At 62.7% G+C, this 11,650-nt stretch carries 10 protein-coding genes; 8 read left to right on the forward strand and 2 right to left on the reverse strand.

Going from position 1 to position 11,650, the window contains the following annotated elements:
* Positions 1-307, reverse strand: a 307-nt coding sequence (locus KAZ48_08710; protein MBP7972869.1) for a GGDEF domain-containing protein, incomplete at its 3' end; no start/stop codon positions are given.
* Between the two features lie 1,485 nt (positions 308-1,792).
* On the opposite strand from KAZ48_08710, the gene rpiA reads away from it, so the two are divergent.
* From rpiA to KAZ48_08730, 4 genes are all read left to right on the forward strand, one after another.
* Positions 1,793-2,488 (forward strand): ribose 5-phosphate isomerase A, encoded by a 696-nt coding sequence (gene rpiA / locus KAZ48_08715; protein MBP7972870.1) that lies wholly within the window; start codon positions 1,793-1,795, stop codon positions 2,486-2,488.
* Positions 2,489-2,529: 41 nt separating this feature from the next.
* Complete coding sequence (locus KAZ48_08720) at positions 2,530-2,937, forward strand: TM2 domain-containing protein (protein ID MBP7972871.1); 408 nt, start codon at positions 2,530-2,532, stop codon at positions 2,935-2,937.
* 35 nt (positions 2,938-2,972) lie between these two features.
* Positions 2,973-3,419, forward strand: a complete 447-nt coding sequence (locus KAZ48_08725) for a CoA-binding protein (GenBank protein MBP7972872.1) — start codon at positions 2,973-2,975, stop codon at positions 3,417-3,419.
* A gap of 80 nt (positions 3,420-3,499) precedes the next feature.
* The gene (locus KAZ48_08730; GenBank protein MBP7972873.1) at positions 3,500-4,762 is read left to right on the forward strand and encodes a DUF2183 domain-containing protein; all 1,263 of its coding nucleotides are present in this window, start codon (positions 3,500-3,502) and stop codon (positions 4,760-4,762) included.
* 51 nt (positions 4,763-4,813) lie between these two features.
* Here KAZ48_08730 and KAZ48_08735 read toward each other — a convergent pair whose 3' ends face one another.
* Positions 4,814-6,130, reverse strand: coding sequence for a cation:proton antiporter (locus KAZ48_08735; GenBank protein MBP7972874.1), 1,317 nt, complete (start codon positions 6,128-6,130; stop codon positions 4,814-4,816).
* A 91-nt stretch (positions 6,131-6,221) separates the two neighbouring features.
* Here KAZ48_08735 and KAZ48_08740 point away from each other — a divergent pair, with 91 nt between their 5' ends.
* The 4 genes from KAZ48_08740 to KAZ48_08755 form a co-directional block, all read left to right on the forward strand.
* The gene (locus tag KAZ48_08740; protein ID MBP7972875.1) at positions 6,222-6,479 is read left to right on the forward strand and encodes a superinfection immunity protein; all 258 of its coding nucleotides are present in this window, start codon (positions 6,222-6,224) and stop codon (positions 6,477-6,479) included.
* Between the two features lie 120 nt (positions 6,480-6,599).
* A complete protein-coding gene (locus KAZ48_08745; GenBank protein ID MBP7972876.1) occupies positions 6,600-7,904 on the forward strand; it encodes an EAL domain-containing protein in 1,305 nt (434 codons plus the stop codon).
* A gap of 151 nt (positions 7,905-8,055) precedes the next feature.
* Positions 8,056-9,777: a DEAD/DEAH box helicase family protein gene (locus KAZ48_08750; protein MBP7972877.1), complete on the forward strand. Its 1,722-nt coding sequence runs from the start codon at positions 8,056-8,058 to the stop codon at positions 9,775-9,777.
* 51 nt (positions 9,778-9,828) lie between these two features.
* On the forward strand, positions 9,829-11,650 hold a 1,822-nt coding region (locus KAZ48_08755), incomplete at its 3' end, for an AAA family ATPase (protein ID MBP7972878.1).

Below are 11,650 nucleotides of genomic sequence, written 5' to 3' on the forward strand. Positions count from 1 at the left end.
CGCGAAGCCGCGACCCGACTGCCTCCAAGACGCTGTCGCCACACGCGTGTCCGTACGTGTCGTTGATCGCTTTGAAGCCGTCGAGGTCGGCGAGCAGAACCGTTGAGCAACCGAGCATCGAGCCAAACTCGTGGTCTTCCAATAGCTGGCGTGCGTGCGCGAGGTTGCCGAGTCCGGTGAGAGCATCGTGGGACGCGTCGTGACTGAGTTGTTCCCGAAGCAGGTACTGCTCATGTACGTCGCGGCTGTTGCACACAATGCCCCGGACGTGCGGATCATCGAGCAGGTTGTGCAGTCGGCTTTCCATCCACCGCCACTCGCCTTGGGGGTCGCGCACCCGGCTCAGTACCTCGGTACTGGCACCCGGCTGGTGTTGGACTTTGTAGAGCGCCTGCATGACGCCTCGGTGGTCATCCGGGTGAACAACCTCGGCCAGGCCGCTCCCGCGCAACTCGTACTCGCCCCTGCCCACGGCTAGGGCGAGCGCCGGACTGGCGTACCTGACGTCGCCATTGGCCTCATGCAGAGTGACCAGGTCCGACGAACCAACGACCAGCGAACGGAAGAGTTGCTCACGGTTACGAACCCGCGAGAGCAGAGCGACGCGATCGCGATTGCCGACGAGCTCACGCACCGCCAGCAGCGTAATCATGGCAAGGAGTATCGCGGCACCCACCGAAGTCGGCAGGTTTCCGGCGGCCCACTGGGCAAATCCCACCACGACGGCCAATGCAACCGGAGCCAGCGGCAGTAGGTACAGCGGTTGGCTCCACCGCTGAACAAGGTCCAGGTGGACACGGCTGGGCTGGTTGAGTGACTCATCGGCGGTGTTCGCGGACCATGCACCTATCAGCACGAGCAACAGTCCGGCCTCGGCAATGACGACAACCCAGCTCTCGGGCTGGTACCGACCCACCGCTGCCAGGGAGGTGTAAAAGATGTCGCTAAGGGCCACCAGGGAGAGTCCGGCAGCGAGAATGACCAATTCCCGGCGCGCTCGTGCATTGACCCTGACCAGCACACCGGCAGCCATTGCAATGACAAAGACATCCGTTGCCGGATAGCCGAGGATCACCATCTGGGCGATCGCGGATCGGCCGCTGCCCACGCCGGTTGGCTCCAACAACAGCGAGTACACAACGAACCAGAGGCCTGCCGCCGCAACCGCGCCATCGAGAAGGCTTCGGGCACCGGAACCCAGTCGGTCGTTGGATACCGGATAGCTGAGCAAACCAGCGATCGTCAGCGGCAGGATTGCGAAGAACAGAAAGTCGCCGACGGACGGAATCGGTGGAAGTGCGCCCGTAGCCAGAGTGATGATCACCGAGACTGCGCCGCCCAGGGCACCGACGATCAGCGACAGGCTGATCAGCAGCCTGGCGCGACGCAGCCTCCCTTGGGTTCGTCGGGACGCTGCGGCCATCGCCCAAGCCGCCACCAGAACGGTGACCGATCGGACGGAGTACGAGGTGATCGCGCCTACCGGCGCCGGAAGCAACTGAAACGACATGACGATCGCGAACACAAGAAAAAGGGCAGCGCAGACCCAGAGTCGCAGTCCCATACGCTGCACCCCACGCACTCGACAACCTTCGGTGCAAGCGCTACTCGACTTGAGTGCGCCAACTCATCTTCACCCATTCGGCCTAGCCATCGCCCAGTCGGACGACTGTCCGAGCAAGCTCCGACACCCGATGGTCAGGGCCAGTCCAGCTCCGTTCGTAGCGTTCGCCACCTCTGAGACCGTAAGCTGCCGACGAATGATCCATCGTCGAGCAGGGAGCCAGCGTTCATGCACTGGGAGGGCCAAGCCACGCCAAAGTGGCCAACGGAGATTTCCAACCTCGACTCCAAGCGCGAGATCGCGAGGCAGCTTGCCAATCGTGCAGCCGATGGGCAAGTCATCGGTATTGGCTCGGGCAGCACGAGTTTCCTGGCATTGCTCGCACTCGCCGAGCGGGTCCATTCTCAGGGCTTGAGCGTCACCTGTGTTCCCACGTCCATCGAGATCGAGTCATATTGCGCCGCATTGGGTTTACCCGTGACCACGTTGCTGGCCTCGCGACCTGATTGGTGCTTCGACGGGGCCGACGAGGTCGACCCCGATCACAACATGATTAAGGGCCGGGGCGGGGCGTTCGTCAGGGAGCAGTTTGTCTTTGCTGCCGCTAGCAGCAGAGTCATTCTGGTCGATCAATCGAAGTTCGTATCTCGCCTTGGCGTCAACCACGCGGTCCCGTTGGCTGTTGCACCGGAAGCCGCGAACATGGTGCGCAGTTCACTGCTGGACAGCTTGGGCGTGGAGCCGTCTGTGAGACCGGCTGGCGGCAAGGACGGAGGCGTGATCAACGAGTCCGGGAGCCTGGTCATGGACCTGCCCGTGGACGGCTCAAAGAACCCTGTGGAACTTGAGCGCATCTTGCTGGGTACGGTCGGGATATCAGCGACGGGTCTGTTCGTTGGTTACGAGTTCGAGATCATTGGCTAGCAGACCGCCAAACTCTCACCATCGAATCGGAGGAGCCGAGGATGTCCACTGAGCAACCACCCGGAGAGAACGAGCCGAACGAGGTCCCGCTGACGCCACCGCTCGGGCAACCGGGCAGCGCAGCTGACTCGCCGTACGGTCAGCCATACACTCCGCCGCCAACGCCTCAGCCGCAATATGCGCAGCCCGGGCCTCCAGCGGCCATCCAGGAGCCCTACGACCCACGCGCGAAGTCACGGCTCGCGGCGGGCCTGCTCGGAATCTTCCTCGGTGGACTTGGAGTGCATCGCTTCTACCTCGGCTACACCACGATTGGGATTCTGCAGATCCTGGTCACGGTAGTCACGTGTGGAATCGGGTCGATCTGGGGTCTGATCGAAGGAATCATGATCCTTGCCCAAGCACAGTCGTTCCGCACAGACGCTCAGGGAGTTCCGCTGCGCGAGTAGCGTCTGCGTCGCGTCAAAGCTGAAAGGCACCTTCAATGGACGAAGCAGAGAAGAACCGACTGCGCGACATTCTGGAGTCGGCCGTGACAATTGCCGTCGTCGGCGCCTCCGCCGACTCGGCCAAGGCGTCGCACCGCATTCCGCAGTACCTGCAAGAACAAGGGAAAGACGTGATCCCGGTCAATCCGCGCGGGGGTTCGATCTTTGGCCGAGACGCTGTCACCAACTTGGCCGACGTCGCTCAGACGATCGACGTCGTCGACGTCTTCCGACCTGCCGCCGAGGCGCCAGCGATCGCGGAGCAGGCTGTCGAGGTTGGCGCAAAGGTTCTGTGGCTGCAGCTCGGGATTGTCTCCCCGGAAGCCGAAGCGATCGCGAGCGCAGCCGGATTGCAGGTCGTGATGGATCGCTGCATCGGTGCAACCTACGCGAAGCTAGGGCTAGGCCCCGCGTTGGAGCGGCCAGACCACGATGGTCAGTAATGCGTTAACCGTCCCCTTTGGACCGGGGCGACGATCCACCAAGGGGGAAACGGTCGCCCCGTTCATGAAACATTGGGCACATGTCAGTTGACGACCAGCAATCGGATGACGCCACCTCCGATGAGTCCGACGGTGTTGACGGGTCGGGTGGCCTGCGGGGCTTGATCCGTGGTGCTGGCGGCATTCTCGGTGGCGCCTTTCGGTCCAGCGGATCGGTCGCCGATCGCGCCGCCCGAAGTGCGCAAACCGCACGCCTGGTGAGTTCGCTGGAAGAGCGGGTTTCCCAAGCCCGCCGAGAGCGCAAGATCGGCAAGGGGACACTGCGGGCGACGCACATTGCGGCATACCGTGGTTTTGGCTCCAATGGTCAGGCCAGCTTCATTGTGCGGGTGGCCGAGGAGCCGGTCGTTCCAGACGCAGCCAGCGTCGTCGCCGATCCGAAAGTGGTTCGAACCAACCTGCGTCGGTTTGTCGCGCTAGCCCTGCCCGGGGTGCACCTGCATCTTCTTTTCCGCGGGAACCGGGCGGATGCACACAGCGATCGGCACGGCTATGCCCGCGGGTCGGTCGTGACCGGCGACCTCGATCCGGACTGGTACGAATATCACTGCGTCACTGAGCCGGACGACCGCAGCGAAGTCCCGCAGATCGTGACGGGCGAGTTCCTGGTACCGGACCAACGTGCGCTCGCGGTCGTCAGCGACATAGACGACACCGTGCTACGTACTGGGCTCACCGAAGGATTTGTGGCATTCAAGAACACGATCTTGCGCAGCCCCGATTCGCGGCGTCCGGTGCCGGGTATGGCCACGCTCTATCAGGGAATCCGCGAGGCCAACGGTGCGGAGGCCGCGCCGAGCTTCTTCTATGTGTCCACCGGCCCCTGGAACCTGTACGAGATGATCACGGACTTCTTGGAGGCGCGTGGGTTCCCCAAGGGCGTTATGTTCCTGACGGATTGGGGACCCCAAGACCGATACGTCATGCGGTCCGGAAAGGAACACAAACGCTCGACTCTCGCGCGTCTATTCGCCTCGTACCCGCGGACCTCCTTCCTGCTGATCGGCGACTCCGGCCAGAACGACCCGTTGGTGTACATCGAGGCCGCGCGCGAGTTCCCAGGTCGAGTGAAGGCCATCATCATTCTTGATGTGGGTGACCACATGGCCGAGCGCGCGGAGGAACTCCGAGCACAGGAAATCGAGCTGAAGTCCGAGGGTGTCCCGTTCCACTTGGTCTCCGATGCAAGTGAGGCGGCCGTCGTGCTGGCCGATTACGACATCGTCGGCCCAGAGCTTTCCGACGACGTTGCCGCGGCCGTCAAGCGCGAAGCGGTGCTCTAGTCGAGTAACTCGGACTCCCGATTCAGGCGCGCGGACACTTCCAAGGCTCGATCATCGAACGTTCCTCGGCTCGGACGAAGCGCCGCGACTCCCCCGCGATCCAAGATGTCCGCGCGACCGTGGCTCGGCTGCATCTACCCGTGTTTCAATCTGAGCGTTTTTCTCAGCCCAGCGACCGTAGCGACGCGCAAGCGGTCCGGCAGTGATTCCGTGCGCAACCACGCTGAAGACCACGACCATGCTCATGACCCCAACAATCGTTCGTACGATTGGCTGCTCGCTGCCCAACTCCTCCACCGTGAGTAACCCGAAGATGACCGTGGCCAGGCCCCGGGGGCCGAACCAACCAATGAACGTCACGCTGGGCCAAGCCAGCTTGCTCCCAATCAAACTCATGCCTACCGGGACGATTCGCAGCAGTGTCAGGGCTAGAACCGCGACCAGCACCCACTTCCACGAGATCCCAGTGCTGACGACCAGGGCGATCAGAGAGCCCGCGAGGAACCAGACCACGTAGCCGAGGAGGTCTGCGGTGGTCTCCAGCAACTCCGACACTTCTGGCTCCTCTGTGTCGCTGGTCGACATCGCCCCGAAGGTCAATCCAGCCACGAACGCTGCAATGAAGATGTTCGCTGACGCAAGTTCGCACACCGCGAAACAGAGCACTGGAACAAAGAGCACGGCAATCGAGCGTGTCCGGGCACTACTCACGCCAACCCGCCGAGAGGCGTCGACACTAACTGCGGCCAAGCCCGCGATCCCAACACCGATCAACAGTGCGAGCAGAACGGGGAGAATCGTCACAGAGAAGATCGGCAACGTGCTCTCCCCCTCACTGCTGCCGAGTGTTGCCAATGCGAGGAGAACCACCGGCGTCGCAAGCCCGTCGTTCAACCCGCTCTCAACGTTTAGCGCCCGTCTCACTCGGAGTGGAACCACGGGATTGAGCACCGTCGCTGCGCCAAGGCCCGCGTCAGTCGGAGTGATACTGGCCGCGACAAGAATCGCTGCCGCCAGCGGCAACTCGGGAAAGACCATGGCTACAACCACTGCTGTCGCTATCAACGCCAGTGGGAACCCAATACCCAACAACCTGGCCGGCAACTGAATATCCGAGCGCAGCCGACGCAACTGGACCGTTGATGCGTCGTGGAAGAGGACGACGACCAGAGTGGCTTCGGCGAGTAGGTGCAATTGCGCACTCTCGACAGCTACCCGGTCTCCGAAGACGAAGAACACCGCCCCAGCCACCAGGAACAGCATTGGGGCGGACACGTTCGCACGGGTCGCCCGGTTGCTCAGCAGACTGTAGACGACTGCAAGGATGGCCACGGCGACAACTCCGAACCAGATCACAAGCTTGAGCATACGAACAACGCGCCCAGTTTGACCGGCGAGCGAATTGGTCAGACCATGATCACGAGACTGAAGTCTCACCCTTCAACTGTGAGGATCGCCAATGTCTGAGCAAGTGGTTGCAATTACCGACCAGGAGAGCAAGCCGACTCAAACGATCATCGCTTGGATCTGCGCCGTGCTGTCCGGTCTCTATTTGTTGCCGTGGGCGATCGCTGCTACCCGTGGCAAGGCAAATTCGGGAATGATCGGATGGATCAACCTCCTCCTCGGTTGGACCATCATCGGCTACATCTGGGCACTGGTTCTGTCACTGACCGCACACGGAATCCGCCAGGTGTCAATAGTCACGAGCGCGTAACCGCAAACCTCCGTTCAGGTCAGGCGAAGCCCGTTCGGATTGCTTCGCAGGCGGTTGGTCGCCAGGATCAACGTAGGTTCCACAAGAGTTGTGAATACCTACTGTGAACGTGGGTGACGAATGTCCACGAGGGTTGTTTGGTCGACGTGGGATCGACCGGCTTCCCACGTCGTCGTCTTGTCCCCGGCGAAGTCCGTCGCACAACAAATAGTCGGCATGCTTGAGACGGAGATGGCTGATTGGCGCTTCACGCGGTGTACTCGGGTCGAGGCCGCTGTGGACGCGGTCAAGAAGTCCGCGGAGGCCAGTGCCGTTCTGCTTGACTCTGGAGCGGACCACCGTGCGCAGTGGTCGCGCAGTCGGCTCCGGATAATTCTGGCTGAACTGGTTGCCAGTCTGCCGGACGAACCCATCGTGGTCATCGTCAGCGAACACGACCGGATTGAAGCAGCGGAACTGTTGGCCTCCGGAGCACAGGATGTTCTGGTCGCGCGCAGCTTTGGTGCTCGCTCGCTGGCCGATGCGATTGTCTTTGCCGATGTTCGATCGTCGCGGGAACTGGCCGGACTCGCACCACCAAATCCAACAACCACACCGACCTCTGGCAGTTTGCACCGACCCGAACCACTGCCCCCACAGCAAACTGCTGAGGGCACCGAGCTTGAAGTCATGAACGCGATCGACTCCGGCCAGTTGGTTCTGCATTACCAACCCATCGTGGCGCTTGCGAATGGCGAGGTCGTCGGTATCGAGGCTTTGGTTCGCTGGAATCACCCGACCAAGGGCCTGATCCCGCCACTGCAATTCATCCCCATTGCTGAGAGCAGCGGACTCATCGTTCCGCTGGGAATGTGGGTTCTGCGGGAGGCGTGTCGCCAGGCGGCCGCCTGGCGCGCACGGTTTGCCCGACTCCAGGTTGGCGTCAACTTCACCCCCAGTCAGCTGTCTGCCCCTGGTCTGGTGAGCTTTGTTCAGCAAACCCTGCGGGACAACGGCCTCGCGCCGCCAAGGTTGCTGATCGACATCACGGAGGCATCCCTGATGGCCGACCAGGCAGTCGCGCGCGACGCCGTGACGGCAATGGCCGATCTCGGCGTGCAGATCTCGATGGATGACTTCGGCTCCAACTCGCAGTCGATCCCGGCACTCAAGGGCCTGCCGATCGATGTGCTGAAGATCGACCGACGTGTCATTGCTGGCGTTGCAGTCGATGCCCGTGACACCGCAACTGCTGGGAGGGTGATCGCGACCGCGAGTGCCGTTGGCGCCAACAGCTTGGCCGAGGGCGTGGAATCGCTTGATCAACTGGTCACGCTGCGCAAGCTCGGCTGCCAATTCGCGCAGGGTTTCTACTTCGGGAGACCGGTACCGCTTGGGCAGTTGCGGCAGATGATCATCACATGCGAGAACAAGGTTTCCGCTTGACCGGTGGGGCTGGCTGGCTATGGCGGTCCCCCTCCCCTCGGGCAACGACACATGTGGAATACACCACGGTGCCGATGCGGCAAGGCGTCGGCTAGCCGGGTCGCCGCATCAGGCATGATGCGGATTCAGTCGAATCCTGCGGAGGGCGCACGTGAACTCCTCGTCACCGACCCTGGTCGATGGGCAACCCCTAGTGGGTTGGACCCCGGTGGGGGGACTTAGGGCATGGCAGGTCGACGCCCTGAGCCAGTACGAGGTCAACCAACCAACCGACTTCTTGGCCACCGCGACCCCTGGCGCTGGGAAGACCACGTTTGCCCTCACGCTGGCCGCCCGGCTCAAGCAACGCCGCGCGATCGATCGCATCATCGTGGTTGCCCCGACCGATCATCTGCGAACTCAGTGGGCAGATGCGGCGAGCGCTTGCGGACTGCTACTTGATCCGACGCTGAAGAACACCGGATCGAAGCTTCGCTCCGACGTGGACGGATACGTGACGACCTACGCGCAAGTTGCTGCTCACCCGATGCTCCATAGGGCGCGCACCGAGACGCGCCGATCGCTGGTGATCCTCGACGAGATCCACCACGCCGGGGACTCACTGAGTTGGGGCGAGGCCGTCTTTGAGGCGTTTGCGCCGGCCAAACGTCGACTCAGTCTGACCGGCACTCCGTTCCGAACTGATCCAACTGAACGGATTCCGTTCGTGCGATATGAGGACAACTCTGACGGCGACCTGGAATCGATCGCAGACTTCAGCTACGGGTATCGGCAGGCGCTAGCCGATGCCGTCGTTCGCCCGGTCTTCTTTGCGGCCTATGCAGGCACCAGCCGATGGATGAATAGTGCGGGCGAGGTGCTCAGCGCCTCCTTGAGCGACCCGGCGAGTCGTGCCGCGGAGGATGCCGCCTGGCGCACCGCATTGGACCCCAATGGCGACTGGGTTCCGCACGTTCTGGCCGCCGTCGACGATCGCATCAGTCACCTGCGTGCCAATGGCATCCCGGACGCTGCTGGCTTGATCCTCGCCCCCGATCAGGATTCCGCACGCGCCTACGCCAAAATTGCGAAGAAGATCACCGGCGAAGCTCCGGTCGTCATCCTGAGCGACGATCCGCGCGCGAGCAAGAAGATAGAAGCATTCGACAAGGGCACCCAACGGATGGCAATCTGCGTGCGGATGGTGTCTGAAGGCGTCGATATTGTGCGCGCCTGTGCGCTGGGATTCCTCACGTCATATCGAACGCCGTTGTTCTTTGCTCAAGCGGTGGGTCGCGTTGTGCGCGCCCGGGCAACGCACGAGACGGCAACCGTATTCTTGCCCGCCGTGCGACCTCTGCTTGAGCTTGCCGCGCGGTTGGAGGAAGAGCGCAATCACATTGTGAGACTCGCCGGACCTGCCGACGCCGGGCTCGACGAGATGTCGATCGAGCGCCTCGTGGGCGATTCCGTCGGCGAGTTCACGGCATTGGACGCGCAGGCGGAATTCGCGCACGTGCTGCACGGTGGCCGCGCAGTGGTTGCCAACGTGACCGCCGAGGAGGAGGAGTACCTGGGGATTCCCGGTCTGCTCGATGCCGAACAGACGGCAGTCTTGTTGGCTTCGCGGGACGGCGACGCCCGAAAGCGCGCCTCCACGGCCAGCCTGGACGTGTCGTCTCAGGCTCCGAACCAACCGCAGTCCTGGCGCGATGCCAAGGAAACGCGGGTTGCGATAAACCAACTGGTTCGCGAGTTGGCGTCACGAACCGCAACTCCACACGCCGAGATCCATATTGAGCTCCGCAGGGCGGTTCCCGGACCCGCCTCGGCATCTGCTTCACTCGATACGCTCGTCGCACGGTATGAGTATTTGCTGGCTCGCACGCTTTAGCCGGACACCTACGCAGACAGTGATTTCACCCAAGGGACACGAGGGCAGCTGGTGAACGCACACCCCCGTCCCGACGAGGCGCACACCGATGTCGCAGCGCAGCAGATTGCCGCCGAGCAGGTGGTCATCAACGGTCTTTACCAGCGCCTCGACGAGGTCCTCGCAGACGTCGATATCCGGCTGGCAGCTGAGCGGAAGGCACCGATCACCGGTACCCCCGCCAGTCATTCCGAGCGCGAGGCCATGGTCGCCATGCTCGAAGATCGCAGCGCCTCCCTTCGTTCTGTCAACGAGCGCTTGTGTTTCGGTCGACTCGATTCAGCTGACGGCAACAAGCGCTATATCGGCCGAACGGGGCTCTCAGATGAAGCCGCCAACCCGCTGCTGATGGATTGGCGAGCCGACGCGGCTGCGCCCTTCTACCAAGCGACAGCGGCCCAGCCATTGGGCATCGCTCGTCGCCGCCACCTGGCAACCGAGGGACGCGTCGTGGTCGGCATCGATGATGACGTTTTGATGCTTGCCGCCTTGGGTGACGAGGCGCGCGAGTCCGTCACGGGCAACGATTCACTCTTAACCTCGTTGGACGCGGCCCGGACCGGGCACATGCGTGACATCGTCTCCACCATTCAGGCCGAGCAAGACGCCATCATCCGATCCGAGCTCCGGGGCATCCTGGTTGTTCAGGGCGGGCCTGGAACGGGCAAGACGGTTGTCGCGCTTCATCGGGTGGCCTACCTGCTGTACGCGCACAGAGACAAGATCGCGCGCTCCGGGGCGCTGATCATCGGGCCGAGCCCACGTTTCATGTCCTACATCGACCGCGTGCTGCCGGCGCTCGGTGAGACGGGCGTCGTCATGCAGAGTCTCGGGCAACTCTTCCCGGGCGTGGATGCCGTAGCGGTCGATGATCCTGCCGTATCCGCTATCAAGGGCAATCTGCGAATGACCGAGGTGATTCGACGCGCGGTTCGACTGCGCCAGCGCGTTCCGTCGAAGCCGATCCCGTTGGACATCGATGGCACCATGATCGAACTAAAGCCGCACGACGTGGCCGCAGCCATCCGCAGAGCTCGCGATACCCGGAAGCCGCACAACCGCGCACGAGTCGTATTTGTTCGCGAGGTCATCGCCCGGCTCGCCGATCAGCTCGCGCGCAAACTCCGGATGAACATCGACAACGACGCCCGCCAGGACCTCATCGCTGACCTACGTGAGAGTCGCGATGTTCGCCGGGAAGTCAACCTCTGTTGGATGCCTGTGACCGCCGAGCGGCTGGTAGCCGATTTGCTCGGCAGCCGGGACGCTCTCCGTGCCGCAGCAAGCGACCTGACCGATACGCAGATCGACGTGTTGTTGCGGCCCGCCGGGTCCCCATGGACCACTAATGACGTGCCGCTATTGGACGAGGCAGCCGAGTTGCTCGGTGAATGGGATCCGCACGAAGCGACCATCGCCGCGGCCAAAGCACGAGCCAATGCCGCTGAGGTCGCCTACGCACGTGAGGTTTTGGCCAGTAGCGGTGCCGCCGCGAAGATGATTACCGCCGAGAAGTTCGCCGAGCGGTTCTCGCAAACTGAACCGCGCGCGCCATTGGCGGAGCGGGCGGCTGCCGATCGCGAGTGGGCCTACGGCCACCTGGTCGTTGACGAGGCACAGGAACTAACGGCAATGCAGTGGCGAATGGTCATGCGCCGATGTCCGGCCAGATCCATGACATTGGTCGGTGATCCTGACCAAACCGCGGCAGCAGGTGGCGTCGGGTCGTGGCGCGACGCGCTCGCGCCCTTCGTGCAGGACCGCTGGCGAATCGCACGGTTGACGATCAACTACCGAACTCCCGCTCGAATCATGACCAGCGCCGCCGCCGTTT

Source organism: Candidatus Nanopelagicales bacterium (genome assembly GCA_018003655.1).
Taxonomy (GTDB): domain Bacteria; phylum Actinomycetota; class Actinomycetes; order S36-B12; family UBA10799; genus JAGNDY01.

What these genes read in the sequence shown, in the direction of transcription:
- rpiA (MBP7972870.1), top strand. Translation starts at nt 1,793, where the DNA reads ATGCACTGGGAGGGCCAAGCCACGCCAAAGTGGCCAACGGAGATTTCC.
- KAZ48_08720 (MBP7972871.1), top strand. Translation starts at nt 2,530, where the DNA reads ATGTCCACTGAGCAACCACCCGGAGAGAACGAGCCGAACGAGGTCCCG.
- KAZ48_08725 (MBP7972872.1), top strand. Translation starts at nt 2,973, where the DNA reads ATGGACGAAGCAGAGAAGAACCGACTGCGCGACATTCTGGAGTCGGCC.
- KAZ48_08730 (MBP7972873.1), top strand. Translation starts at nt 3,500, where the DNA reads ATGTCAGTTGACGACCAGCAATCGGATGACGCCACCTCCGATGAGTCC.
- KAZ48_08735 (MBP7972874.1), bottom strand. Translation starts at nt 6,130, where the DNA reads ATGCTCAAGCTTGTGATCTGGTTCGGAGTTGTCGCCGTGGCCATCCTT.
- KAZ48_08740 (MBP7972875.1), top strand. Translation starts at nt 6,222, where the DNA reads ATGTCTGAGCAAGTGGTTGCAATTACCGACCAGGAGAGCAAGCCGACT.
- KAZ48_08745 (MBP7972876.1), top strand. Translation starts at nt 6,600, where the DNA reads ATGTCCACGAGGGTTGTTTGGTCGACGTGGGATCGACCGGCTTCCCAC.